This window comes from Rhodanobacter hydrolyticus (assembly GCF_044904645.1).
In genome coordinates this window covers 1,839,888-1,863,995 of sequence record NZ_JADIKK010000008.1, presented here as the reverse complement: position 1 = coordinate 1,863,995, position 24,108 = coordinate 1,839,888, and the positions used below count along the sequence as shown (strand labels likewise).

General features: G+C 66.7%; 23 protein-coding genes and 1 riboswitch. Of the genes, 9 read left to right on the top strand and 14 right to left on the bottom strand.

Annotated features, from left to right (window positions below; genetic code table 11):
• Positions 1-122: 122 nt before the first annotated feature.
• From ISP25_RS11015 to ISP25_RS11000, 4 genes are all read left to right on the top strand, one after another.
• Positions 123-722, top strand: coding sequence for an anthranilate synthase component II (locus tag ISP25_RS11015; RefSeq protein ID WP_404613867.1), 600 nt, complete (start codon positions 123-125; stop codon positions 720-722).
• Positions 719-1,774, top strand: a complete 1,056-nt coding sequence (gene trpD / locus ISP25_RS11010) for an anthranilate phosphoribosyltransferase (RefSeq protein ID WP_404613865.1) — start codon at positions 719-721, stop codon at positions 1,772-1,774. Before ISP25_RS11015 ends, trpD begins: the two co-directional genes overlap by 4 nt.
• Positions 1,775-1,838: 64 nt before the next feature.
• Positions 1,839-2,633, top strand: coding sequence for an indole-3-glycerol phosphate synthase TrpC (trpC, locus tag ISP25_RS11005; protein WP_404613863.1), 795 nt, complete (start codon positions 1,839-1,841; stop codon positions 2,631-2,633).
• Positions 2,633-3,337 carry an HAD family hydrolase gene (locus ISP25_RS11000; RefSeq protein ID WP_192158697.1) on the top strand — a complete coding sequence of 235 codons (705 nt, stop codon included), beginning with the start codon at positions 2,633-2,635 and terminating at the stop codon, positions 3,335-3,337. The genes trpC and ISP25_RS11000 overlap by 1 nt, the downstream gene beginning before the upstream one ends.
• A 95-nt stretch (positions 3,338-3,432) precedes the next feature.
• Here the strand turns inward: ISP25_RS11000 and ISP25_RS10995 are convergent, their stop codons facing one another.
• From ISP25_RS10995 to rmuC, 7 genes are all read right to left on the bottom strand, one after another.
• Complete coding sequence (locus tag ISP25_RS10995) at positions 3,433-5,061, bottom strand: NAD(P)/FAD-dependent oxidoreductase (protein WP_404613861.1); 1,629 nt, start codon at positions 5,059-5,061, stop codon at positions 3,433-3,435.
• A 713-nt stretch (positions 5,062-5,774) separates the two neighbouring features.
• Entirely contained in the window at positions 5,775-6,281 is a 507-nt protein-coding gene (locus ISP25_RS10990; RefSeq protein ID WP_192158701.1) for a DUF1993 domain-containing protein, read from the bottom strand.
• A complete protein-coding gene (locus ISP25_RS10985) occupies positions 6,278-7,657 on the bottom strand; it encodes a TCR/Tet family MFS transporter (protein WP_404613859.1) in 1,380 nt (459 codons plus the stop codon). The genes ISP25_RS10990 and ISP25_RS10985 overlap by 4 nt, the downstream gene beginning before the upstream one ends.
• Positions 7,658-7,691: 34 nt before the next feature.
• Positions 7,692-8,021: an EF-hand domain-containing protein gene (locus tag ISP25_RS10980; RefSeq protein ID WP_404613857.1), complete on the bottom strand. Its 330-nt coding sequence runs from the start codon at positions 8,019-8,021 to the stop codon at positions 7,692-7,694.
• The gene (folE, locus tag ISP25_RS10975; RefSeq protein ID WP_404613855.1) at positions 8,018-8,623 is read right to left on the bottom strand and encodes a GTP cyclohydrolase I FolE; all 606 of its coding nucleotides are present in this window, start codon (positions 8,621-8,623) and stop codon (positions 8,018-8,020) included. Before folE ends, ISP25_RS10980 begins: the two co-directional genes overlap by 4 nt.
• Positions 8,624-8,671: 48 nt before the next feature.
• Entirely contained in the window at positions 8,672-9,250 is a 579-nt protein-coding gene (locus ISP25_RS10970; RefSeq protein WP_404613853.1) for an FUSC family protein, read from the bottom strand.
• Entirely contained in the window at positions 9,247-10,686 is a 1,440-nt protein-coding gene (gene rmuC, locus ISP25_RS10965) for a DNA recombination protein RmuC (protein WP_404613851.1), read from the bottom strand. Before rmuC ends, ISP25_RS10970 begins: the two co-directional genes overlap by 4 nt.
• 121 nt (positions 10,687-10,807) lie before the next feature.
• On the opposite strand from rmuC, the gene ISP25_RS10960 reads away from it, so the two are divergent.
• Positions 10,808-12,001, top strand: a complete 1,194-nt coding sequence (locus ISP25_RS10960; protein WP_404613849.1) for an NAD(P)/FAD-dependent oxidoreductase — start codon at positions 10,808-10,810, stop codon at positions 11,999-12,001.
• 136 nt (positions 12,002-12,137) lie between these two features.
• On the opposite strand, the gene ISP25_RS10955 is transcribed toward ISP25_RS10960, so the two are convergent.
• Entirely contained in the window at positions 12,138-12,992 is an 855-nt protein-coding gene (locus tag ISP25_RS10955; RefSeq protein ID WP_404613847.1) for a LysR family transcriptional regulator, read from the bottom strand.
• Positions 12,993-13,150: 158 nt separating this feature from the next.
• Here ISP25_RS10955 and ISP25_RS10950 point away from each other — a divergent pair, with 158 nt between their 5' ends.
• Together ISP25_RS10950 and ISP25_RS10945 are read left to right on the top strand one after the other, a co-directional pair.
• On the top strand, positions 13,151-13,342 hold the full coding sequence (locus ISP25_RS10950; protein ID WP_404613845.1) for a hypothetical protein: 192 nt from the start codon (positions 13,151-13,153) through the stop codon (positions 13,340-13,342).
• Positions 13,339-13,854, top strand: a complete 516-nt coding sequence (locus ISP25_RS10945) for a lipocalin-like domain-containing protein (RefSeq protein WP_404613843.1) — start codon at positions 13,339-13,341, stop codon at positions 13,852-13,854. Before ISP25_RS10950 ends, ISP25_RS10945 begins: the two co-directional genes overlap by 4 nt.
• 212 nt (positions 13,855-14,066) lie before the next feature.
• Here the strand turns inward: ISP25_RS10945 and ISP25_RS10940 are convergent, their stop codons facing one another.
• The 4 genes from ISP25_RS10940 to metF all read right to left on the bottom strand — a co-directional run bounded on the left by ISP25_RS10940 (position 14,067) and on the right by metF (position 17,720).
• Entirely contained in the window at positions 14,067-15,242 is a 1,176-nt protein-coding gene (locus ISP25_RS10940) for a class I SAM-dependent rRNA methyltransferase (RefSeq protein WP_404613841.1), read from the bottom strand.
• Between the two features lie 57 nt (positions 15,243-15,299).
• Positions 15,300-16,217, bottom strand: coding sequence for a branched-chain amino acid transaminase (locus ISP25_RS10935; RefSeq protein ID WP_192158719.1), 918 nt, complete (start codon positions 16,215-16,217; stop codon positions 15,300-15,302).
• A gap of 114 nt (positions 16,218-16,331) precedes the next feature.
• Positions 16,332-16,856, bottom strand: coding sequence for a DUF4124 domain-containing protein (locus ISP25_RS10930; protein ID WP_404613838.1), 525 nt, complete (start codon positions 16,854-16,856; stop codon positions 16,332-16,334).
• A gap of 39 nt (positions 16,857-16,895) precedes the next feature.
• Entirely contained in the window at positions 16,896-17,720 is an 825-nt protein-coding gene (gene metF, locus ISP25_RS10925; RefSeq protein ID WP_192158723.1) for a methylenetetrahydrofolate reductase [NAD(P)H], read from the bottom strand.
• A 135-nt stretch (positions 17,721-17,855) separates the two neighbouring features.
• Here metF and ISP25_RS10920 point away from each other — a divergent pair, with 135 nt between their 5' ends.
• On the top strand, positions 17,856-18,413 hold the full coding sequence (locus ISP25_RS10920; RefSeq protein WP_192158725.1) for a DUF3228 family protein: 558 nt from the start codon (positions 17,856-17,858) through the stop codon (positions 18,411-18,413).
• A gap of 7 nt (positions 18,414-18,420) precedes the next feature.
• Here ISP25_RS10920 and ISP25_RS10915 read toward each other — a convergent pair whose 3' ends face one another.
• Both ISP25_RS10915 and ahcY read right to left on the bottom strand, forming a co-directional pair.
• The gene (locus ISP25_RS10915; protein ID WP_404613836.1) at positions 18,421-19,338 is read right to left on the bottom strand and encodes a bestrophin family protein; all 918 of its coding nucleotides are present in this window, start codon (positions 19,336-19,338) and stop codon (positions 18,421-18,423) included.
• A 131-nt stretch (positions 19,339-19,469) separates the two neighbouring features.
• On the bottom strand, positions 19,470-20,897 hold the full coding sequence (gene ahcY, locus ISP25_RS10910; RefSeq protein WP_404613834.1) for an adenosylhomocysteinase: 1,428 nt from the start codon (positions 20,895-20,897) through the stop codon (positions 19,470-19,472).
• A 58-nt stretch (positions 20,898-20,955) separates the two neighbouring features.
• A riboswitch (S-adenosyl-L-homocysteine riboswitch) is annotated at positions 20,956-21,081 on the bottom strand.
• 158 nt (positions 21,082-21,239) lie between these two features.
• Between ahcY and ppc the strand changes: the two genes are divergently transcribed.
• Positions 21,240-24,032, top strand: a complete 2,793-nt coding sequence (ppc, locus tag ISP25_RS10905) for a phosphoenolpyruvate carboxylase (protein WP_404613832.1) — start codon at positions 21,240-21,242, stop codon at positions 24,030-24,032.
• The last annotated feature ends 76 nt before the right edge of the window (positions 24,033-24,108 follow it).

Here is a 24,108-nt window from a genome sequence, read left to right as displayed (position 1 = left end):
TTCGTGGTGCATTGGCCGCCCGTCGCGGCGTTTGGACGTCCATCGCACGATGCGCGGCGCATGGACTGCCGCATGCCGGTATGATGCCGTCTCCCCGGTTTCCCCTGCGAAGACGTCGCGCCATGCTGCTGATGATCGACAACTACGACAGCTTCACCTTCAACCTTGTGCAGTACCTCGGCGAGCTGGGGCAGGAGGTGAAGGTGGTGCGCAACGATGCGCTGGGCGTGGCGGACATCCGCGCGCTGAAGCCTTCGCACATCATGATCTCGCCCGGCCCGGGCACGCCCGACGATGCAGGCGTGTCGCTGAACGTGCTGCGCGGGTTGTCGGACGAGATTCCGGTATTCGGCGTGTGCCTGGGCCATCAGGCGATCGGTCAGGCCTTCGGCGGCAAGGTGATCCGCGCCAAGCAGATCATGCACGGCAAGACTTCGCCGGTGCGCCATCGCGGGCAGGGTGTGTTCGCCGGTCTGCCCGATCCATTCGAGGCTACGCGCTACCATTCGCTGGTGGTGGAGCAGGGCTCGCTGCCGGATTGTCTCGAAGTCACGGCCTGGACGGAGAACGCGGACGGCAGCATCGACGAGATCATGGGCTTGCGCCACAAGACGCTGCCGGTCGAAGGCGTGCAGTTCCATCCCGAGTCCATCCTCACCCAGCATGGCCACGACATGCTCGCCAACTTCCTCGGCCTGCCGCGGCGGAAGTTGGCGGCATGAGTGCGCGCGAGATCACGATCACGCCGCAGGAGGCCCTGCAGCGCACGATCGAGCACCGTGAAATCTTCCACGACGAGATGATCGCGCTGATGCGCCAGATCATGGCGGGCGAGGTGAGTCCGCTGATGACCGCGGCCATCGTCACCGGCCTGCGCGTGAAGAAGGAAACGGTGGGCGAGATCACCGGCGCGGCGCGCGTGATGCGCGAGCTCGCGGAGCGCGTGCCGGTGACTGGCGACGACGCACACCTGCTCGATATCGTGGGCACCGGCGGCGACGGCGCCTCCAGCTTCAACATCTCGACCGCTTCGATGTTCGTGGCGGCGGCGGCTGGCGCTCGCATCGCCAAGCATGGCGGCCGCAGCGTGTCGTCGAAGTCCGGCAGCGCGGATGTGCTGGAGGCATTGGGGGCGCGCATCGACCTCAAGCCCGCGCAGGTCGCCGAGTGCCTGGCCGAGACCGGCATCGGCTTCATGTTTGCGCCCAACCACCACCCGGCGATGAAGGTGGTGGCGCCCGTGCGCAAGGAAATGGGCGTGCGTACGCTGTTCAACATCCTCGGTCCGCTGACCAATCCGGCCGGCGCGCCGAACATCCTGATGGGCGTGTTCCATCCCGACCTGGTCGGCATTCAGGTGCGCGTGCTGCAGCAGCTCGGCGCGCGGCGCGCGCTGGTGGTGTGGGGGCGCGACGGCATGGACGAGATCTCGCTGGGCGCGGCCACCCTGGTCGGCGAACTGCGCGATGGCGTGGTGCGCGAATACGAGGTGGAGCCGGAGGATTTCGGCCTCGCCATGGCTTCGAGCCGCAATCTGCGCGTGGCCGGCGTGGCCGAATCGAAGGCGATGCTGGAACAGGCGCTGGCCGGCGAGCGCGGCGTGCCGCACGACATCGTCTGCCTCAACGCGGGGGCTGCGCTGTATGCGGCCAACGTGGCCGCGTCGATCGCCGAAGGCATCGCCCTGGCGGCCGCGACGATTGCCAGCGGCGCGGCACGTGCGAAAATGCAGGCCTTCATCGAGGCGACACAACGGTTGGCCGACAAGCTGTGATAGCTTGACGGCGCGGCGACATTTGCGCCGCCACGATGATCCGGCCCCCGCATCCCCGAGCGCCATGACCGACATCCTCAATCGCATCCTCGCCCGCAAGGCGGAAGAAGTGGCCGAACGCCAGGCACGCCTGCCGTTGGCCGAACTCGCCGCGCGCATCCAAGACCTTCCCGAAACGCGAGGTTTCGCCGCGGCGATCGAAGCAAAGATCGCGGCCGGCCTGCCCGCGGTGATCGCCGAGGTGAAGAAGGCCAGCCCCAGCAAAGGGGTGATCCGCGCCGACTTCGACCCGGCAGCCATCGCCAGGAGCTACGAGAAGGGAGGCGCCGCCTGCCTTTCCGTGCTCACCGACAGCGATTTTTTCCAGGGCAGCGAGGCCTTCCTGCAGCAGGCGCGTGCGGCATGTTCGCTGCCGGTGCTGCGCAAGGACTTCATCATCGACCCGTACCAGGTGCACGAGGCCCGCGCCATCGGCGCAGACTGCGTGCTGCTGATCGTCTCGGCACTGGATGACGACGTGCTGCTGCAGCTGTCGCTGCAGGCCGCCGAGCTCGACCTCGACGTGCTGTGCGAAGTGCACGACGAGGAAGAGCTGGAGCGCGCGCTGGCGTTGCCGGTGCCGCTGGTCGGCGTGAACAACCGCAACCTGCGCAACTTCGAGACTTCGCTGGAAACCTCGCTGCGGCTGCAGGAGCTGATGGAATACGACCGCATCCTCGTGGCCGAGTCGGGCATCCGCACGCCCGCGGACGTGGCGCAACTGCGGGAGGGCGGCATCCACGCCTTCCTCGTCGGCGAGGCCTTCATGCGCGCCGAGGATCCGGGCATGGAACTGAAGCGGCTGTTCGGTACGAAGTAATGTCCACACAGACAGGGGATGCACTGCCGTCCGCGACGGCCGATGCCGGCTTGCCGATGCCGCGCGTGGTGCTGTTCGACTTCGATGGCGTGCTGTTGCACGGCGATGCGTTCGGGCTTTTCATCCGCAGCCGCTACCAGCGTTCGTGGTGGCGCAAGCTGCTGGTGCTGCCCTGTCTGCCATGGTTGCTGCTGATGCTGCCGTTCTCGCGCCGGCTTGCCTTGCGCACCCTGGTGCACGTCGCACTGTTCGGCACCGGCGAACAACGCTATCGGGCTCAGGCCCAGGCCTGCGCTACCGAACTCGTGCAGCATTCGCGCCGCTTCAACCGCGACGCACTGCGCCAGCTGCGCCGTCACCAGCAGGCCGGCGACCGCGTGATCGTGGTGACCGGCTGCGAACAGGCACTGGTAGGCAGCATCCTCGAGCAATTGGGCCTGGGCGACGTCGAACTGCTCGCCTCGCGGTTGCGCCCAGGCTGGTCGGGCATGCGCACCGGCTTCCACAACATCGGCCCGAACAAGCTCAAGGCGCTGGCTGCGCACGGCGTGCACGAATGGCATGTCGCCTACACCGACTCGCTGATGGACGTGCCCATGCTCAAGCCTGCCGCCGAATCCGTGCTGGTCAACGGCACGCCCAAGCTGTGCAAGAAGATGGATGCCGCCCTGGGACGCGTGGTCGGGCGCGTGGAGTGGCAATGATGCGCCTGTAGTAGCGCACCCTGTGCGCGATTGCCTTGCGCTTCGATCAGAGCAAAAGCAATCGCGCACAGGGTGCGCACCTACCGTGTTTTCGCTTATTTTTTGGCGATCGAAACCGCCACCGCTTCCGCCACGCGTATTCCATCCACCGCCGCGGAAAGAATCCCGCCTGCGTAGCCCGCGCCTTCGCCGGCCGGATACAGACCACGGGTGTTGAGGCTCTGCAGGTCGTCGTCGTTGCGGCGGATGCGCACGGGCGAGGAGGTGCGCGTTTCCACGCCGGTGAGCATGGCATCGGGCAACGCGTAGCCGCGGATCTGGCGGTCGAAGGCGGGAATCGCCGCGCGGATCGCCGCCACCGCGTAATCGGGCAGCGCGGTGGAAAGATCGGTGAGATGCACGCCCGGCTTGTACGAGGGCAGCACGTCGCCGAAGGCGCGCGATGCCTTGCCGGCGAGGAAGTCGCCCACGCGCTGCCCTGGTGCGCTGTAGTCGCCGCCGCCCATCTGGAAGGCATGGGCTTCCCAGTGCCGCTGCAGCGCGATGCCGGCCAGCGGACCTTCGCCGTAGGGCGCGTAGTCGGCGGCCCGGATGTCGCACACCAGTGCCGCGTTGGCATTGCGCTCGTTGCGCGAATACTGGCTCATGCCGTTGGTGACCACGCGGCCCGGTTCGCTGGTGGCCGCCACCACGGTGCCGCCGGGGCACATGCAGAAGCTGTACACCGAGCGGCCGTCCTTGCCGTGATGCACCAGCTTGTAATCCGCCGCGCCGAGGACAGGATGGCCGGCCTGCGGGCCGAAGCGCGCCTGGTCGATCAGCGATTGCGGGTGCTCGACGCGGAAACCGATGGAAAACGGCTTCGCCTCCACGTACACGCCGCGCGCGTGCAGCATCTCGAAGGTGTCGCGCGCACTGTGGCCCAGCGCCAGCACCACGTGGTCGCTGCGCAACTCGCTGCCGTCGGCGAGCCGCACGCCGCGCACGTGGCGCTCGCCGTGCGCATCGGTTTCCACCGCGAGGTCGTCGACGCGCTGGTCGAAGCGGATCTCGCCGCCCAGCGCTTCGATGGTGCCGCGCATGTTTTCCACCATCGTCACCAGCCGGAACGTGCCGATGTGCGGCTTGCTGACGTAGAGGATCTCTTCCGGCGCGCCGGCCTTCACGAATTCGGCCAGCACCTTGCGGCCGTGGTGTTGCGTGTCGCGGATCTGGCTATGCAGCTTGCCGTCCGAGAACGTGCCAGCGCCACCTTCGCCGAACTGCACGTTGGAATCCGGATGCAGGTTGCGCTTGCGCCACAGGTCCCAGGTGTCCTTGGTGCGCTCGCGCACCGCCTTGCCGCGCTCCAGCACGATGGGGCGGAAACCCGATTGCGCGAGGATCAGCGCGGCGAAGATGCCGCAGGGGCCGAAACCGATCACGATCGGCCGGTGCTCCAGCTTCGCGGGCGCCTGCGCCACGAACCTGTAGCTGGTGTCCGGCGTGGGCTGCACATGGCGGTCGTCGGCATGCCGTGCCAGCAGCGCAGCTTCGCCGGACACGTCCACGTCGAGCGTGTAGATCAGGGTGATTGCGCCACGCTTGCGAGCGTCGTAGCCGCGGCGGAATACGGTGAAGCCGCGCAGGGCCTCGGGCGCGATGCCGAGCTTCGCGCGGATCGCGGCGGGCAGGGCTTCCGCGGAGTGATCCAGCGAGAGCTTGATGTCGGTTAGGCGCAGCATCAGCGGTGGGGATTTTTCACTGGGGCAACGGTGTGGATTTTCGCAGATTCGCGCGGGATTGCTCCTTTCTCTTTTCGAGGGCGCGCATTTCTCCTCGTCCGCTTGCGGGAGGGAGGGCTTTTTGCTTGTGGGCCTTCGCAAGGAACAAAGCGGCCTCGTGCCGTTGTCGCGGCGCGAGTTACTTCCTCTGCGTGGCCAGAGAAAGTAGCCAAAAGAGAGGCCGCACCGCGGCGACGCCCGTTGTGCGGCCTGATCGTCCACGCATCGCCGCTGGCCAAAGGCCCCAGTAGAGCAGTGGTGCGTTCCTGCGCGCAGAAACAACGCGAAAAGCAGGACACCAAAAGATTCGCTCCCTCAACTTCCAGATACGGCGCGGTGTGGCGGCGGTAGTGGGCGTGTCGCGAGATGTGGTTCCAACGTCTTCGAAACAGCCTGCTCGTAATTCCGACGGATTGAGTCGGGCCGTTTCTCTGGGTTACTTCTCTTGACTCCGGGCATCCTGCCCTCCGCGCTTCGGGTCGGCTTCGCCGTTCGCCACTGCTCCTGCAGTGGCGTGGGCCGGCAAAGAGAAGTGACTCGAGCGCCGGCGGGCGATCGAAAGGCCGCCGCAGGCGAGCCGGATTGCGAAGGTGAAAGGTTGTCGTGAGCACCCACCCCTCACCCCGACGGGGAGAGGGGTGGTCGCGTGGCTCAGTGGCGACCCTTCGCCACCTTTAAATCGCCCCGACGAAGTCGGTCTTCCCGATCTCCACGCCCATGCCGCGGAACAGGTTGTATGCCGTAGTGCAATGGAAATACAGATTGGGCTGGATGAACTGCAGCAGGTAGGACTGGCCGCTCATGTCCAGTTCGCCGTTGCGCATCTTGAGGTGGATCGCACGGTCTTCGCTGCCGTCGATCTGCTCGGCCTTGAACGACTGCACATAGGCGATGGCGCGATCGATGCGGTCGTACATCTCGGCCATCGTCGTCTCGTTGTCCTCGAAGCTCTTCGGCTCCTCGCCGGCAAGGCGTGCGGTGCCGCGGCAGGCCATGTCGCAGGCGATCTGTACCTGCTTCACCAGCGGCAGCATGTCGGGGATCAGGCGCGTCTGCAGCAATACGGCATCGGTGATGCCCTTTGCCTGGGCATGCGCTTCGCCTTTCTGCAGCACGTGGCGCAGGTTGGTGAGTGCGCGGACGAAGACGGGGGCGCTGGCCTGGTACATGGAGAGGCTCATCGGGTTTGCTCCGCGGAGTGGGGGGAAGGTATTCCGGGCGTAGGCACGTCACCCATCGCTGGCTGCACATTCGCGAGCGACACGTCATCAGGATGTGCCGTCTGAGGAACGTGACGGGTGGCGCGGATCGCCACCAGCGTCGCCACCGCCAGCAGCATCGCCGCCAGCACGAAGGCCGCGCCCGGCAGGTGAGACACCGGCGCGTGGTCGCTGATGAACAGCGCGAACAGGTTGGCGAACATCGCCGGGCCGAAGATGCCGGCAAGGCTGGCGAGACTGGTCAGCGCACCCTGCAGGCGTCCCTGCTCGTGTGGATCGACCTGGTGGGTCATCATCGACTGCGCCGGCGGCCCGGCGAGACCGCCCAGGCAGAACACCGGGATCGCCAGCAGGAACAGCAAGGCGGTGGGCGCCAGTCCGAACGCCAGATAGCCCAGCACGCACAGCGACAGGCCGATCAGGATCATCCGCCGCTCGCCCAGCTTCGGCATCAGCCGGCGCACCAGCACTGCCTGTACCAGGCCGCTGCACACGCCGACCAGGCCCAGCGTGTAGCCCACCGCCTGCGGGCCCCAGCCGAAGCGGTAGTCGGTGAACAGCACATAGGTGGAGTTGAGCGAGAACTGCGCGAGGTTGATCAGGAAGAACACCGTGGCCAACGCGAACACCTGCGGGTAGCGGCGCAGCAGCACCACCGCGCCGAACGGATTGGCATGGCGCCAGTCGAAGCTCGCTGTGCGGCGTTCCTTCGGCAGCGATTCCGGCAGTACGAAATAGCCGTAACAGAAGTTGACCAGGGACAGCGACGCGGCCACCCAGAACGGCAGGCGCAGGTTCCAATGGCCGAGGAAGCCACCCAGCGCCGGGCCCACGATGAAGCCGATGCCGAACGCCGCGCCCAGCATGCCGAAAGCAGCGGCGCGTTTCTCCTTCGGCACGATGTCGGCGATGTAGGCATTCGCGGTGGAGAAGCTCGCTGCGCAGACGCCCGACACCGCGCGGCCCAGGAACAGCAGCCAGAGCACCGGCGCCAGCGCCATCACAATGAAGTCCACGCCGAGGCCGAGGCTGGAGATCAGGATCACCGTGCGCCGGCCGTAGCGGTCCGACAGCGCACCCTGCACCGGCGAGAACACGAACTGCATGGTCATGTACAGCGCGCCGAACGCGCCCACCCAGACGGCGGCCCTGGCGATGCTGCCGCCGATCAGGTCGACGATCAGATGCGGCAGCACCGGGATGATGATGCCGAACGCCAGCATGTCCAGCATCACGGTGACGAAGATGAAGGCGAGGGCGGCGCGACGGTGCGGCGTGGGTTCGGCGGGCTGGTTCATGGCACGGGCGGCAACGGCAGACGCGGAACGATAACGCATCGTCATGCTCCGCGGTTCGGTGTGCGACGCGACGTCAGCCCGGCGGTGCCGTGAGTTCTTGCGCGTCCAGGCAGCCGTTGTGGTGCCGATCCAGCCGGTGGAACTGGCGGCGCAGATTGGCCTGCCATTCCTGCAGCGTCACCGGCTTGCCGTGGCCGCCGGGAAGCTCGTCCGGTTCCAGCACGCCGTCGTGGTTGCGATCCATCTGCGCGAAGCCGCGGCTCATGTAGGCCACGTATTCGGCCTCGTTCACGCAGTCTTTGCCGCCGGTGTCGAACTGGCGCAAGTAGGCTTCGCGCGAATCCTGCGCGGTCGCCGCGAGCGGCAGCAGCCACAGCGCGGCGAGGGCGAGCCGGCGCCTCACCGGCGCATGCTGCCGTGCAGCCCGATGAAGTCCAGGAATTCGGCGCGCGTGCGCGCGTCGTCGCGGAACGCGCCCAGCATCTGGCTGGTGACCATGGACACGCCGCGCTTGTGCACGCCGCGGGTGGTCATGCATTCGTGGCTGGCGTCGATCACCACTGCCACGCCGGCCGGCTGCAGGTTCTCCTGGATGCAGTTGGCAATCTGCGCGGTGAGCTTCTCCTGCACCTGGAAGCGGCGCGCATAGCCTTCCACCACGCGCGCCAGCTTGCTGATGCCGACCACGCGGCAGGTCGGCAGGTAGCCGACGTGGGCACGGCCGATGATGGGCGCCATGTGGTGCTCGCAATGGCTCTCGAACTCGATGTCGCGCAGCACCACCATCTCGTCGTAGCCCTCGACTTCCTTGAAGGTGCGGCGAAGGTACTCGGCCGGGTCCTCGCCATATCCGGAGAACCAGTCCTTGTATGCCTTCACCACGCGCTTGGGCGTGTCGAGCAGGCCTTCACGCGCGGGGTCCTCGCCGGCCCAGCGCAGCAGGGTGCGCACGGCTTCCTCGGCCTGCTGCTGGGTGACGCCGTCGTCGGCTGCGTGCTTGCTCATGGGGGGATTCCGGAGATCAGTGAAGCCGTATTTTAGCGGCTTCGCGGCTCAGGTCGTCGGCGGCGCGCCGAACAGGCGCCGCTCCAGCGCATTGAACAGCGCGCTCACCAGCAACGCGGCCGTCGCACCCAAGGTCACTTCGCCGAGACGGAACAGTGCGATCTGCCAGAACGCGCCGTGCTGCGGCACCAGCATGATGATCGTGGTGGTGATGCCGCTGATGCGGCCGGCGGCGCCAAGGTCGAAGACCGAGCACAGCACCATGCCGATCGTTACCGCCAGCACGTAGGTGAGATAGCGGTCATGGCCCAGCGTGGCCACGGCCATGCCGATCAAGCCGCCGATCACCGCGCCGAGGAACTGGTCGCGTGATGAACTGCGCACGTCGATATAGCTGCTCTGGCTCACCGAGATCGCGGTGATCGCCGCCCAGTAGCCCTGCTGCAAGCCGAGCGAGCGTGCGCCGAAGTAACCCAGGCTGGCGGCCAGCACCGCAAGCAGCGCGCGCACCAGGCCAATCATCAGCCGCTGGTGCCGTGGCAGTGCCTTCCATAGCCACTGCGCTTCGCCGACCAGCGCGTCCAGCCTGAGGCGGTGTTCGGCCAACGGGCGCCGCGGTTTTTTCATGCATCCTCGTCCGTCGCGTCGTCGTCGGCTGGCGCATGGTCGAGCAGTTCGGCCGCCTCCTGTTCCGGCAGCGATTCCACGTCGCGCAGCTTGCGCGTGATTGCGCGGGTACGCACGCCAGTGGCGTCGATGTGCTTGCCGGCTTCGTCCAGCTTTTTCTTCACCTTGTCCAGCACGTCGCCGAACTTGCCGAACTCGCCCTTCACCGCACCGAGCAAATGCCATACCTCGCTGCTGCGCTTCTCGATGGCCAGCGTGCGGAAGCCCATCTGCAGCGCGTTGAGGATGGCGGTGAGCGTGGTCGGGCCGGCCACGGTGACGCGGTGCTCGCGCTGCAGCGCCTCGAACAGGCCGGGGCGGCGCAGCACTTCGGCGTACAGGCCTTCGGTAGGCAGGAACAGGATCGCGAAGTCGGTGGTGTGCGGCGGCGCCACGTATTTCTCGCGGATGGTTTTCGCCTCCTCGCGCACGCGGCGTTCCAGTGCCTGCGCGGCAAGGCCCGCGGCCTCGGCGTCGGCGCGCTCCTGCGCATCGAGCAGGCGCTCGTAGTCCTCGCGCGGAAATTTGGCGTCGATCGGCAGCCACACCGGATGCTCGGCGTCGGCGCCCGGCATGCGCAGGGCGAATTCCACGCGGTCGTTGCTGCCCGGCACGGTGGCGATGTTCGACCTGTACTGCTCGGACGTCAGCAACTGGTCGAGCAGGGCGCCGAGCTGCACCTCACCGAGGATGCCACGCGTCTTCACGTTGCCCAGCACACGCTTGAGGTCGCCCACGCCGGTGGCGAGGCTCTGCATTTCGCCCAGCCCGCGCTGCACGGCCTCAAGCCGTTCGGACACCAGTTGGAAGGACTGGCCCAGCCGCGTCTCCAGCGTGGCCTGCAGTTTCTCGTCCACCGTGGCGCGCATCTTTTCCAACTGCTGCGCGTTGTCCTCGCGCAGCGTCTTGAGCTGGCCTTCCAGCGTGCCGCGCACTTCGCCCATGCGCTGCTCGTGCTGCGTACCCAGAGCGGTGAGGCGCTGCTGCTGCTGCTCGCCGAAGCGGCCCAATGCCTCGGTCAATTCCTCGCGGCTCTTGCGTGCATCCTCGGCGAGCCGCAGCGAAAGCGATTCCAGGCCGCTGCGCGTGCCGTCGGTGAGCGCGCCCAGGCGCTGGCCGAAACCGTCGATACGTTCCGCCTGCTGGCGCGACATGCCGTCCAGTTGTTCGTTGACATGGCCGCGGAAACGCTCGAAGCCCTGCTGCAATTCCTCGCGGCCGCTGCGCTGCTCCTCGCGCAATGCGCGTTGCAGGCGTTCGTTGTCGTCCCTCAAGGCATCGAGCTTCGCGCTCAGACCGGCATCGCCGCGGCCACGCAACAGCAGGACGATCTGCAGCGCCAGCAACAGCAGGGCAACGGCGATGAGGACGACGAGCAGGGTTTCGCTGACAGGCATGACGGATTTCACGGGGAACGGTACGCATCAGTGTACGGCCTGCCGTCGCAGGCCTTGCGACTTCACGCCGCATTCGCCGCTGGCGCGCATGATGGCCAGGTCCATTGCGGGGAAGCGGGTCATGGAACACGCGCACGACTACCTGATCGTCGGTGCCGGCATGGCGGCGGATGCGGCGGCGAAAGCGATCCGCGAGGCCGACGCGGCGGCGAACATCGGCATGGTCGGCGAAGAGGCCTCGCCGCCTTACCAGCGACCGCCGTTGTCCAAGGCGTTGTGGAAAGGAGACAAGCGCGTGGCCGACATCGACCTGGGCACCGCGGCCAGCGGCGCGAAGCTCTATGCCGGGCGGCGCATCGTGGCGCTGGACCATGCGGCACACCTCGCGCGCGACACGCAAGGCGACGGTTACCACTACCGTCGCCTGCTGCTTGCGACCGGTGCCACGCCGCGGCGACTGCCGTTCGAGGGCGGCGACCGCGTCATACATTTCCGCACGCTGCACGACTACGAGGCGCTGCGCCGTTTTGCCCAGCCTGGCGCGGCCATCGCCGTGGTCGGTGGCGGCTTCATCGGCGCCGAGCTGGCTGCCTCGCTATGCGATGCCGGCTGCAAGGTGAGCATGCTATTTCCGGATGCCCACATCGGCGCGGGCCGCTATCCCGACGACCTTGCGCGTCACCTGGGCGACTACTACCGCCAGCGCGGCGTGGACGTGCGCCCCGGCGTGAGGGTGGCTGGCGGCTGGCCCACCGATGGCGGCGTGGAACTGGAACTGTCCGATGGCAATCTGTTGCGGGTGGAGGCCGCCGTGGCTGGTCTCGGCGTGACACCGAACATCGCGCTGGCCGAACAGGCGGCCCTCAAGGTGGACAACGGCATCGTGGTGGATACCCAACTGCGCAGCAGCGATCCCGACATCTGGGCAGCCGGCGACATCGCCAACTTCTACAACCCGGCACTGGACCGGCGCCTGCGTGTGGAACACGAGGACGCCGCCGTCAGCATGGGGCGGCACGCCGGCCGTGCGATGGCTGGCATCGCCGGCAACTACGACACCTTGCCGTTTTTCTACTCGGACTTGTTTGACCTGGGCTATGAGGCCGTCGGCCTGCTCGACACCCGCCTGCAGGTGGTCGAGGACTGGCGCGAACCGTATCGCGAGGGCGTGGTGTATTACCTGGAGCGCGACCGCGTGCGCGGCGTGCTGCTGTGGAACACCTGGGGCCAGGTGGACGCAGCGCGCGCGCTGATCGCAGAGCCCGGGCCGTTCGATGCGACTTCGCTGCGAGGGCGGCTCCCCCGCAGCGCTTGAATCACGCGCCGCACGGCCCTTCGTACTTCTGAATCGGCGGGATGTTGCCGTTGCACACCCCGATGCCCCACGTGCAATGGGTGTGAACAAGGATCAGGAACGAGCCAGGTTCGAATCAAGACGATGACGAAGGCGTTTACGCTGCAGACAAATTCTTGAAGGCCGTCGCCAAGGTGCCCAGCGCCTGGCGGGAGCGCCGGTCGTTGAGTGCCGAATGCAACACGACTTGTTGCGTTGGCAGGGCAGGCAAGGAGAGCGCCTTCCCGATATCGATGGTGCCCGCAGGGGCCGCCCTTCTCGCCAGGACGGCAACGGCCCATCCCATGCTGGCCGCCGCGCCCACGAGTGCCGCGCCTTTGCCGATAAAGACCTCCGTCCACGCGATGCCGGCGGCATCCAGCGCGGCAACGGCGGCCATGCGGATGCTGCATGTCTCGCCCTGCGTGGAGAGTGGCAGCGGATGACCTGCGCGGGGCTCCCAGTGCGCGGCGGCAATCCACGCGAACGACTCATCGAACAGCACCTCGCCGTGTCGGCGCTGCTCTTCCGGCTGCAGTACCAGGGCAGCGTCCAGTACGCCATCGTCGTAGCCTTGCATGACCTCACGTGAACCAGCCACGCGAAGCTCGATCACCAAGTTGGGATCGTGCTGATTCATCCGCTTGAGCAAGCCTGGCAGTTCGCTACCCACAAGCTGGTGGCTGATGCCGATGACCAGTCGACGCCGCTTCACCTCGAAAGAGGCCATGGCGCGCTCATGCGCCTGCACCAGTTGACGCGCCGATTCGACGAATGCGGCCCCTTCGGCAGAGAGGCGCACCTGGCGCGGCGTTCGTTCCAGCAGGCGTCGGCCCAACTGCTCTTCGAGCCGCCGCAATTTCAGGCTGACCGCCGATTGGGTACTGCCCAGCGCATCGGCGGCGCGCGTGAAGCTTTGCAGCTCGGCCGTGAGAACGAACGCCCGCACGGCATCCAGGTCGAGAGATTTCACACCATCACCATGTGATTTTGTAATGACTGAAATATCTATTCATGTATTTTCGAAATAGATGGTACCCCACTACCCTGCTTTGCACCCGATGCCGACGGCTTCGGTGATGCCTCCATCTCGTCGCTTTCTCACGCACCGCCCTTCGCATGAAGTCTCCCTTGGTCGATCTGCTTTCGCTGCATGGCTACGTCGTCCACAGACGTGATGCTCTTTCATGGGATGTCGCATGGTCGTCCTGTCCGCTGCGGAAGCCCCTGATCGCCCAACGCGCAAACGACGATGCCGATACCTGCGGCATTGCCCATGACCACTCCTCCCTGACGGAGGCCGACAAGGATCTGGACCCATGAAATCATCGAAAACACTGGCGCTCATCGGCGCGTTGCTTTTACTGGCGAATAGCGCGGCCGCTTCTGAGGCTGCCACCATGAAACCTTCGATCACGGCCCTCGAAGGTACCTGGACACTCGCGTTTGCCGATGTCCGGCATCCCGACGGCACACGCGGGCATGATTACGGCGATTCGCCCAAGGGAGTATTCCAGGTCGATCACAACGGGCACTACGCGATGTTTATTTTTGACAGCGCGCGCCCAAGGTTTGCGGCCAATGATCGAAGCAAGGGCACGCCCGAAGAATTTCGCGCAGCCATCATGGGGACCAGTTCCCATTTTGGAACGGTGGCGATCGATCCGGCCACGCACACGCTGACATTCCACGTGGTCGGCTCGACCTATCCCAACTCGGAAGGGACGACGCAAGTTCGCCATTACACGATGGACGGCGACGTGCTGAGCTATCAGGTCGCGGCGCGTCCCAATGGCGATATTCCCCTGACGGGATGGAAGCGAATGCAGCCGTGAGCAAAGTGGCATGAACCTGCCTGATGCCATCGGGCAGAGGCACTCGCATGGTGGACGTTTGTTCTCGGGCTCCGATCGCTTGAACAACGTGCCGCAACCGGTTTGGAGCGGCCTTGTGCAAAGCGGTTGCGGAGAAGCAAGCCGCGCCGTATGTCCACCGGTCCAAGGCAGAGTATGGCCGTCGCCGGGTACGGAAGTGCGTCGCTTCCGTATCACTCCACCCGGCAGAACACCGCCTTGAGGTAGCGGCTCTCCGGCACGTCGGCGCGCACCGGATGGTCGGCGCCGGCACCGCGCACTTCGAGTATCTGGATCTCGCGGCCGGCGTTGATCGCCACGCGGCGCAACATCTCGAGGAAATCCGCTTCGCTGACCAGGCCGGTACAAGAGCAGGTGAGCAGCAGGCCGCCGGGCGGGATCACGTCCAGCGCAAGGCGGTTCATCGCGAAGTACTTCTTCAGCGCATCGAACACCTTGTTGCGGTCGCGGGTGAGCTTGGCGGGATCGAGGATCACCGCGTCGTACTTTTCGCCGCGTGCCACCGCGTCGCGCAGCCAGTCGAAGATGTCGGCCTGCTGGAAATCCACCGCGACCTTGTTCGCGGCGGCATTGGCGCGGGCGATGTCGAGGATGCCGGCGTCCATGTCCACGCTTGTCGCTTCGCGTGCGCCAGAAGCCATCGCGTGTACGGCGAAGCCGCCGGCGTTGCAGCACAGGTCGAGCACGCGGCGGCCGTGCGCCAGTTCCGCAAAGCGCTGGCGGTTATCGCGCTGGTCGGCGAAGAATCCGGTCTTGTGGCCCGCGCCGGGCGCGGCGTGGAAGGCGAGGCCGTGCTCGTGCACCGCCACCGGTGCGGGCGGCTCGCTGGTGCGGCAGTCGAAGGATTCCTGCTTCTGCACGTGTGTTTCGGCGAAGCCGTAGATGCGCGCGCCGGGGAAATGCGCCAGCAGCGCGTCGCGGATCGCATCGCGGAATTTCCACATGCCGGCGGCGAAGTATTCGACGACCAGGATGTCGGCGTAGCGGTCCACGATCAGGCCGCTGAGGCCGTCGCCCTCGCTATGGATCACGCGCCAGGCATCGGTGGTCTTGTCCAGGTCCAGCAGCTCGCGGCGCAGCCGTACGGCGCGGCCGATGCGTGCGGCGATCCAACTGGCGTCGATGGTTTCGGCAGGGTCGGCGGTGAGCAGGCGCAGCGCGATGCGCGCATGGCCGTTCCAGAAGCCGCGGCCGACGAAGCGGTCCTTCGCATCCACCACATCCACCACGCTGCCCGGCGGAATGCGCCCCTCGGGCTTGTGCACTTGCGCCGACCACACCCAGGGGTGGCCGGGCGTGCGGTCGGACTTCAGGCGAATGACGGGAAGAGCGGAGGCGATGTCGGTCATCCGCACATGATAGCGGCTTGCAATGTGCTCCCCCGGGCCTGCCGGGGGAGCGGAAAATCAAACCGGCTCCAGCCAACCCCACTTGTCGTGGGTCTTGCCGTTGAACAGGCCGAAGAACAGTTCCTGGATGCGACGGGTGACGGGGCCCGCGTGCCCGGCACCAACCTGCTTGCCATCGACCGCGCGAATAGGGGTGACTTCGGCGGCGGTGCCGCACATGAACACCTCGTCGGCGAGATAGAGGTATTCGCGCGGAAGGTCGCGCTCGATCACCTCGATGCCTTCCTCGCGCGCCAGCGTGATCAGCGAGTGGCGGGTGATGCCGGTGAGGATGGAGGCGCTGGCCGGCGTGGTGTGCAGCGCGCCGTCGAATACAAGGAAGATGTTCTCGCCTGCGCCTTCGCTAAGCAGGCCGGTGGAGGCCAGCGCGATGCCTTCGCCGAAGCCCATGCGACGCGCTTCACGCGCGATCAGCTGGCCGGACAGGTAGTTGCCGCCGGCCTTGGCGCCAGCCGGAATGGTGTTGGGCGCGAAGCGCTGCCAGCTCGACACGCAGGCGGTGATGCCCTGCTCCAGCGCTTCCGGCCCGAGGTAGGGGCCCATCGGCCACGCGGCCACGGCCACGTCGATGGGCGTTTCGGCGGAGAGGCCGAAGCCGCCCAGACCGCGCCATGCCACCGGCCGCAGGTAGGCGGCGGATAGACCGTTCTTCTTCACCACGTCGCGGCAGGCGGCAGCGATCTGGTCGCGCGTGTACGGCAGCACCATGTCGTAGATCTTCGCCGAGTGGAACAGGCGCGTGAGGTGGTCGGTGAGGCGGAAGATCGCCGCGCCGTCCGGCGTGGCGTAGCTGCGGATGCCTTCGAACACCGAGGAGCCGTAATGCAGCGCATGCGACATCACGTGGGTGGTGGCCTCGGCCCACGGCTTGATCGTGCCGTTCTGCCAGATCCAATCGGGGTACTGCTGCGCCATGGGAACTCTCCGTGGGGGACTGCCCATGATAAACCCGGGCCTTCCACACCGATATTTGCGGCGCAGCATGCCGCAAGGATCCTGAGTGCGCCGCCGCGGTTTGCAGGGGTCGATTCAATCCATCTGGCGCAACCACAGGCAACCGGCCTCGTGGGTGATCGCAAAGCCGGCATTGCCGCCGTCATCGGTGCGCAGCTGCAGTTCTTTTGCGGGTGGTGCCGCGGAGGATGCGGGTGCCGGCAGGCCGGCGGCCGACTCGTTGTCGAAGTGGATTTCCAGCAATGGCTGTCGCACCAGTTGGGCCAGCGCGCGCAGATCGCCTGTCGTCGAGCTGTTGCCGTAGCTGCCCCACAGCATCAGTCCGGCGAGCCGGTTGGGATCATGTGCGGCGAAGGCATCGATCACGCGCTGGCGCAGTTCCGCCGCGGTAGCGGCGCAGCGTTGCAGCGGCACCGGTGCGCCGGGCGGCGCGAGGCTGGAGGTTGGCGCCGGCGCCGGCGAGGCCAGTTGCGACGGGCACGGCTGGTCGGTGAACAGCGGATTGCCGTGTGCGTCCACGCAGCGGTGGATCGCATCCTGCGCCCGTGCTGCCGTGGCAAGGGTGCAAAACATCAGCAGAAGCAGGGCGAATAGGCGCATTGCCCAAGCATAGCGATGCGCGGCTTGGGCAATCGTGAATCAGGCCAGCTGTTCCAGCACCGAACGCGTGGCCTTGGCGCGGTTCAAGGTGTAGAAGTGCAGCGCCGGAGCGCCGCCGTCCAGCAGGCGTCGGCACAGCTGTGCCACCACTTCCGCGCCCAATGCGCGCACGGATGCGGCGTCGTCGCCGTGCGCCTGCATGCGCTTGGCGATCCAGCGCGGAATCTCCGCGCCGCAACCGTCGGAGAAGCGCTTCAACTGCGTGAAGTTGGCGATCGGCATGATGCCCGGCACGATGGGCACGCGTACGCCGAGCTTGTGCGCGTCGTCCACGAAGCGGAAGTACGCATCCGGATTGAAGAAATACTGGGTGATCGCGCCGTTCGCGCCGGCGTCCACCTTGGCCTTGAAGTGCTGCAGGTCGGCGAGCGCGTCGTCGGCTTGCGGATGGGTTTCCGGATAGGCCGCCACTTCGATATGGAAGTGGTCGCCCGAGTGTTCGCGGATGAAGCGCACCAGTTCCGCGGCGTAGCGGAAATCGCCTGCACTGGCCATGCCGGACGGCAGGTCGCCGCGCAGCGCCACGATGCGCCGATAACCCGCAGCCCGGTAGCCGTCGAGCAGGGCGCGGATTTCCGCGCGCGTGCCGCCCATGCACGACAGGTGCGGCGCCACCGTGTAACCGTGCGCCTGATGCAGGTGCGCCACGGTGTCGCCGGTGTAACTCAAGGTGGAGCCGCCGGCACCGAAGGTCACCGACGCATATTCGGGTTGCCAGGTCTTCAGCGCCTGCGCAGCCTGGTCCAGCTGGGCGCGCTGCTCGTCGGTCTTGGGCGGGAAGAATTCGAAGCTGATGGCGGGCATGGGTGTTCCCGATGGATGTATCGGGTGATTTTATACATCCATCGCGATGAAAAGATAGACGTCCAAATGCCGGCGGTGGCCGGGCGGGCATGGCAAGGGCATGCGCTACTCTGGCGTTTTGCCATCGGTCAGGCCATGTCCATCGTCCTCACGCCCTTCGCGCGTGCCCGCCTGTTCCCGCGCGAGCCGCGTGGGAACACCATCCAGGACTGCACGCCCGAGGAATTCCAGCGTCGCCTCAACGACGAGGTGCCGTTCAAGCTGCTCGACGGCTATGCGCCGTTCTGCAAGCTGCACGTACACCGCAACTGGACCTCCACGCGCTGCCTTACCGCGCCGATCACCGAGGCCAACCGTCACCTGCTGCGCTCGGCCTACGAGGCGCGCACCAAGGCCGAGCTGCCGGTGCTGGTGCGCTGGTTCGAGGGTGTGCAGCCGCCGGTGGCGAACTGGCTCGTGGTCATCCTCTACGGCCGAGAGCAACTGGCGAAGGAAGGCGAATCCATCGAAGCCGACTGGGGCGTCGTCGGCTGCATCTATACGATGGAGCCGGAGGAAATCCCGATGGCCCCGATCACCATGCTGCGCAATGCGCTGGGTGTGGAAGAGGGCGGTTCCGGCGTGCCGCTGGATCGCGAGGCCTACCGCCGAGCGGTGGCGTTCTGGGAGGGCAATGCAAACTGGCGACCCTGACGCTCTTTCAGGTCGACAGGTGGGCGACGGCCTTGCCCGGGACCGGTTCCGTGGGGAGCGGCTCGCCGAGCATCTCGCGCAGCGTGCGTTCGATCATCCGCGACATCGCGTCGAGCGCGAGGTCGTTGGCGTCGAAGCCGAACGGCTCCTCGATCTCGCTGCCCAGGGCTTCCAGCGCGAAGAACGTGTAGCTGATGAAGGCGACGATCAAGGGCGTCATCACGCCGATCTGGTCGACCAGGCCGAACGGCAGCAGGATGCAGTAGAGATAGATGGTGCGGTGGATGATGACCGAATAGGTGAACGGAATCGGGGTGGCGGCGATGCGCTCGCAGCCGCCCAGTGCGTCAGTGAGGTGCCCCAGCGATTGCTCGAAGGCCGGTACGCAGGCTGCATCGATGCGCCCTTCGCGCAGGTTGCGCCCGACCCATTCGTCCGCCATCAGCAACAGCACGGCGGGTTTGTAGCTGCCCGCGGCGGCCCGCGCGGCGTCCGCCGGATCGAGCACGCGCTCGAGATCGGCACGCGGGTCGCTGTTGCGTAGCTGGTGGCGCAATGCATGCACGAAGGCGATCGTGCGACGCCCCAGCACTTCCGGCGCACTGCCGTCGCGCGCCAGCGTGAGCCCCATGCGCACCAGCGAACGGCCGGCGTTCAGCACGGCGCCCCACAGCGTGCGCGCTTCCCACCAGCGTGCGTAGCTCGTGCTGTTGCGGAAGCCCAGGAAGATCGCCAGCGCCATGCCGATCAGCGAAAACGGAATGACGTTGAGCGGGATCTTCCACGAAAGCACCTGGCCATGCACCACGGTGATGACTGCCGCAAGCAGGGTCACGCCGATCAGCTGTGGCGCGATGTCGGGCAGAACCGAGCCGCGCAGCACGAACAGCATGCGGAACCAATTCGGGCGGGGGCGGATGATCATGTGGTGAGGGCGGCGACGGAATTGCCGGCATTGTCGCAAAGCACGCGACATGGCGCGGTCGGCCGGGGACGGACGCAAAAACGGGCGCCTTGCGGCGCCCGTTGCGTTTGCGGCAATGGCCGGTCCCGCTATCAGTAACGATAGTGATCCGGCTTGTACGGCCCATCCACCGACACGCCGAGGTAGGCGGCCTGTTCGGCGCTGAGCGTGGTGAGCTTCACGCCGATCTTCTCAAGGTGCAGGCGCGCCACTTCCTCGTCCAGCTTCTTGGGCAGGATGTAGACCTTGGCGGTATACGCGTCCTTGTTCGCCCACAGGTCGATCTGCGCCAGGGTCTGGTTGGAGAACGAGTTGGACATCACGAAGCTGGGGTGGCCGGTGGCGCAGCCCAGGTTCACCAGGCGGCCTTCGGCGAGCAGGAAGATGCTGCTGCCGTTCTTGAAGGTGTACTTGTCCACCTGCGGCTTGATGTTGAGGCGGGTAGCGCCCGAGGCGTTCAACGCGTCGACCTGGATCTCGTTGTCGAAGTGGCCGATGTTGCAGACGATGGCCTGATCCTTCATGCCCTGCATATGGGCCAGGGTCAGCACGTCCTTGTTGCCGGTGGTGGTGACGTAGATGTCGCCGCGGCCCAGCGTGCTCTCGACGGTGTTGACCTCGAAGCCTTCCATCGCCGCCTGCAGCGCGTTGATCGGATCGATCTCGGTGACCACCACGCGGGCGCCATAGGCGCGCAGGCTGTGTGCGCAGCCCTTGCCGACGTCACCGTAGCCGCACACCACGGCGACCTTGCCGGCCAGCATCACGTCCATCGCGCGCTTCAGGCCGTCGGCCAGCGACTCGCGGCAGCCGTACAGGTTGTCGAACTTGCTCTTGGTCACCGAGTCGTTGACGTTGATCGCGGGCACCAGCAGGTTGCCGGCCTCGGCGAGCTGGTACAGGCGGTGCACGCCAGTGGTGGTTTCCTCGGACACGCCCTTCCAGTCGGCGACGACGCGGGTCCAGTAGCCCGGGCGCTCCTTGGCGACGCGCTTCAGCAGGTTCTTGATGACCTGTTCCTCATGGCTGCCCGAGGCGCTGTTGACCCAGCTCTCGTCGCCCTTTTCCAGCTCGTAGCCCTTGTGGATCAGCAGGGTCACGTCGCCGCCGTCGTCGACGACCAGTTGCGGGCCGAGGAAGCCGCCCTTGCCGTCGGGGAAGGACAGCGCGTCCAGCGTGCAGTCCCAGTATTCCTCCAGCGTCTCGCCCTTCCAGGCGAACACCGGCGTGCCGGTCTTGGCGATGGCGGCGGCGGCGTGGTCCTGCGTGCTGAAGATGTTGCACGAGGCCCAGCGCACGTCGGCGCCGATGTCCTTCAACGTCTCGATCAGCACGGCGGTCTGGATCGTCATGTGCAGCGAGCCGGTGACGCGCACGCCCTTGAGCGGCGTGGAGGCGGCGTACTTGCGGCGGATCGACATCAGGCCGGGCATCTCGTGCTCGGCGATGTCGAGTTCCTTGCGGCCGAAATCGGCGAGGCCGATGTCGCGGATCTTGTAGTCGTGGGTTGCGGCGTCCATCGTGAATCTCCGGGTGATTACGCTTCGCGGCGCTGATGGCTGCCGCGAAGACGCGTGCGGTGATTGAGCGCCGTTGCAAGTTCGTGCCGTCGAGCCTGGCCGTTGATCGGGGAGTCCGCACGGGAACGTGCAGGCTCTGCGGATGGTTCCGCGTTCGACAACGGTCGCAGCGCCCCTCGACGGGGAGCCGAAAGTATAGCTTCGTGCCGCGTTTGCGTCCTTCATGGCGGCGCGCCTGCAAAGCCCGGCCCGATGACGGAAAGTCATATGCGGCGCCGCAACAAATCGGCTTGGATATGCGTTAGGCTCGGGATTCCACCCCTGCGAGTCGACGCCGTCGAGATGAATGCTTCCCGCAGTCCCGAGCCTGCCTTGCCCGATGCCCCGTTGCGCGACGACGTGCGCCGGCTGGGCGCCCTGGTGGGCCGCATGCTGGCCGAACAGGTGGCGCCGGCTTTCCTCGACGAAGTGGAACACGTGCGTGTCGCGGCCATCGCGCGCCGGCAGGAGGGCGCGCCGCTGGCCGAGTTGACGGCCCCCTTGGCCGGGCTCGACGTGGCGCATGCCGAAGCGCTGGCACGTGCCTTCGCCACCTATTTCAACGCAGTGAACATCGCCGAGCGTGTGCACCGCATCCGCCGTCGCCGCGACTACCAGCGCGAAGGTGGCGCACCGCAGCCGGAGTCGCTGCGCGACGTGCTGGAGCGCCTGAAGGCGCAGGGCGTGGGCGCGCCTGAACTGCTCGACTGGTTGCTCAAGCTGGAAGTGGAGCCGGTGTTCACCGCGCATCCCACCGAGGCGGTGCGCGCCTCGCTGCTGGAGAAGGAGCAGGCCATCGTGCGCGCCCTGGTCGACGGCTTCGACGCCGGCCGCACGCCGCAGGAACGCGGCGAGGACGAGGAACGCATCCACATGGCGCTCACCGCCGGCTGGCAGACAGCGGAGGCTTCGCCGCTGCGGCCCAGCGTGCAGGACGAGCGGGAACACGTGAGTTTCTATATCGCCGATCCGATCTACCGCATCGTGCCCGCACTGTACGAGGCGCTGGCCGACGCGTTGCAGGCGGTGTACGGCGTGGCGGTGCCGCTGCCGCGGCTGCTTTCCTTCGCCACCTGGGTAGGCGGCGACATGGACGGCAACCCCAATGTGGGCGCCGATACCATCGCTGCCACGCTTGCCAGCCAGCGCACGCAGATACTGGACCGCTACATCGGCGACGTCGCCGCGCTGGCGCGCCTGCTCAGCCAGACCGACAGTCGCGTGCAGGTCGATCCGCGCCTGCGCCAGCGGCTGGACGAGGTGCGCGCGCGTTATCCGCAGGCTGCGTCGCACATCAAGCCGCGCCATGCCGACATGCCTTATCGAAGCATGCTCGCCGTGATCGGCGCGCGGCTGGAAGCCACGCACGAGGACGGGCATCCCGAGGCTTACGCCGGTGCCGGGGAATTGCGCGAAGACCTCGAACTGATCGCCGCCAGCCTCGTCGACCACCGCGGCTTGCACGCGGGTGCCTACGCAGTGAAGCGCCTGGTCTGGCGCGTACGCAGCTTCGGCTTCCATCTTGCGCGACTCGATGCGCGGCAGGATTCGCGCGTGCACGACGATGCGCTGGGCGCATTATTCAACGATGCCGAATGGCCGCAGCGCGGTGTGGACGAGCGCGTGGCCGCCTTGCACGCCCACCTGCGTGGCGAACGCGGTTTCGTCGACAGCGAAGACAGCGTGGCGACTTCGCTGCGTGCCGTGTTCGCCGCGTTGCGCGATGCGCGCCGCCGCTATGGCGCGGAAGCCTCCGGTCTCTACATCATCAGCATGGCGCGCTCCGCCGCCGACGTGCTGGCGGTGCTGGCGCTGGCGAGGCATGGGGGATTGGTTGAGCACGACGGATCCTCTCCCTCTCTCCGCAGGGGAGAGGAGGTGATCGCAAGAAGCGCGTTGTCTGATAAGAGCTGGGAGGCGAACGCAAAAAGCCATGTCCCTTTGGACATCGCTCCACTCTTCGAAACCATCGACGACCTCAAGAACGCCCCCGCCACGCTGCGCGCCTTGCTGGCCGACCCGCTGTACCGCGCGCACCTCGCCGCGCGCGGCGACCGCCAGTGGGTGATGCTGGGCTATTCCGACAGCGGCAAGGACGGCGGCACGCTGGCCTCGCGCTGGGGCCTGCAGCGGGCGCAGGTGGAATTGCTGGAAGTGGCGCGGGAGCGCGGCATCACGCTGGCGTTCTTCCACGGCCGCGGCGGTTCGGCCAGCCGCGGCGGCGCGCGCATCATGCCTGCGCTGCTGTCCTCGCCACGCGGCTCGGTGGCCGGCAGGCTGCGCGTCACCGAACAGGGCGAGGTGATCCATCGCAAGTACGGTATCCGCGCGCTGGCGCTGCGCAATCTCGAACAGACCCTGGGCGCGGTGCTGCGTGCCAGCTTGCGTCCGCGCGACGAGGATGCACGCGAGGTGCAGTGGCGCGAACGCATGCATGAGCTGTCCACGCGTAGCCGGCAGGCCTATCGGGCATTGGTCGAACGCGAGGGCTTCGTGGACTATTTCCGTACCGCTACGCCCATCGACGTGATCGAGCGCATGGCGCTGGGCTCGCGCCCCTCGCGCCGGCGCAGCATGCGCGGCGTGGAAGATCTGCGCGCGATCCCGTGGGTGTTCGCGTGGACGCAGTGCCGCTCCATCATCACCGGCTGGTACGGCCTGGGCAGTGCGCTGGAATGGGGTGCAGCCGAATACGGCGAACAGGCGCTGGCCGAGATGGCGCGCGACTGGCCGTTCTTCGCCAATGCGCTGGACGACGTGGAAATGCTGCTGGCCAAGTGCGACCTCGACATCGCCGAAGCATTCTCGCAACTCGCAGGCGACCTGCATGAGCCGTTCTTCGCGCTGATCCGCGCGGAGTTCGAGCGCAGCCGTCGCTGGCTGCTCAAGCTCAAGGCCGCGAGCGAACTGTTGCAGGGCGACACGCGCCTGGCCGCGTCGATCCGCCTGCGCAATCCCTACATCGACCCGATGAGCCTGCTCCAGGTCGACCTGCTCGGACGCTGGCGCGCGGGCGACCGCCAAGATGACGCCTTGCTGCGCGCGCTGGTGAGCTGCGTGAACGGCGTGGCGCAGGGGTTGCAGAACACCGGTTGATGAGGGATGTTTCGCCGGAGCCATCGGATATGCACGGAGCGCACCGCTCCGGTCCGGAACTGGGGGTTGGCATGAA

What these genes read in the sequence shown, in the direction of transcription:
- ISP25_RS11015 (WP_404613867.1), top strand. Translation starts at nt 123, where the DNA reads ATGCTGCTGATGATCGACAACTACGACAGCTTCACCTTCAACCTTGTG.
- trpD (WP_404613865.1), top strand. Translation starts at nt 719, where the DNA reads ATGAGTGCGCGCGAGATCACGATCACGCCGCAGGAGGCCCTGCAGCGC.
- trpC (WP_404613863.1), top strand. Translation starts at nt 1,839, where the DNA reads ATGACCGACATCCTCAATCGCATCCTCGCCCGCAAGGCGGAAGAAGTG.
- ISP25_RS11000 (WP_192158697.1), top strand. Translation starts at nt 2,633, where the DNA reads ATGTCCACACAGACAGGGGATGCACTGCCGTCCGCGACGGCCGATGCC.
- ISP25_RS10995 (WP_404613861.1), bottom strand. Translation starts at nt 5,061, where the DNA reads ATGCTGCGCCTAACCGACATCAAGCTCTCGCTGGATCACTCCGCGGAA.
- ISP25_RS10990 (WP_192158701.1), bottom strand. Translation starts at nt 6,281, where the DNA reads ATGAGCCTCTCCATGTACCAGGCCAGCGCCCCCGTCTTCGTCCGCGCA.
- ISP25_RS10985 (WP_404613859.1), bottom strand. Translation starts at nt 7,657, where the DNA reads ATGCGTTATCGTTCCGCGTCTGCCGTTGCCGCCCGTGCCATGAACCAG.
- folE (WP_404613855.1), bottom strand. Translation starts at nt 8,623, where the DNA reads ATGAGCAAGCACGCAGCCGACGACGGCGTCACCCAGCAGCAGGCCGAG.
- ISP25_RS10970 (WP_404613853.1), bottom strand. Translation starts at nt 9,250, where the DNA reads ATGAAAAAACCGCGGCGCCCGTTGGCCGAACACCGCCTCAGGCTGGAC.
- rmuC (WP_404613851.1), bottom strand. Translation starts at nt 10,686, where the DNA reads ATGCCTGTCAGCGAAACCCTGCTCGTCGTCCTCATCGCCGTTGCCCTG.
- ISP25_RS10960 (WP_404613849.1), top strand. Translation starts at nt 10,808, where the DNA reads ATGGAACACGCGCACGACTACCTGATCGTCGGTGCCGGCATGGCGGCG.
- ISP25_RS10945 (WP_404613843.1), top strand. Translation starts at nt 13,339, where the DNA reads ATGAAATCATCGAAAACACTGGCGCTCATCGGCGCGTTGCTTTTACTG.
- ISP25_RS10940 (WP_404613841.1), bottom strand. Translation starts at nt 15,242, where the DNA reads ATGACCGACATCGCCTCCGCTCTTCCCGTCATTCGCCTGAAGTCCGAC.
- ISP25_RS10935 (WP_192158719.1), bottom strand. Translation starts at nt 16,217, where the DNA reads ATGGCGCAGCAGTACCCCGATTGGATCTGGCAGAACGGCACGATCAAG.
- ISP25_RS10930 (WP_404613838.1), bottom strand. Translation starts at nt 16,856, where the DNA reads ATGCGCCTATTCGCCCTGCTTCTGCTGATGTTTTGCACCCTTGCCACG.
- metF (WP_192158723.1), bottom strand. Translation starts at nt 17,720, where the DNA reads ATGCCCGCCATCAGCTTCGAATTCTTCCCGCCCAAGACCGACGAGCAG.
- ISP25_RS10920 (WP_192158725.1), top strand. Translation starts at nt 17,856, where the DNA reads ATGTCCATCGTCCTCACGCCCTTCGCGCGTGCCCGCCTGTTCCCGCGC.
- ISP25_RS10915 (WP_404613836.1), bottom strand. Translation starts at nt 19,338, where the DNA reads ATGATCATCCGCCCCCGCCCGAATTGGTTCCGCATGCTGTTCGTGCTG.
- ahcY (WP_404613834.1), bottom strand. Translation starts at nt 20,897, where the DNA reads ATGGACGCCGCAACCCACGACTACAAGATCCGCGACATCGGCCTCGCC.
- ppc (WP_404613832.1), top strand. Translation starts at nt 21,240, where the DNA reads ATGAATGCTTCCCGCAGTCCCGAGCCTGCCTTGCCCGATGCCCCGTTG.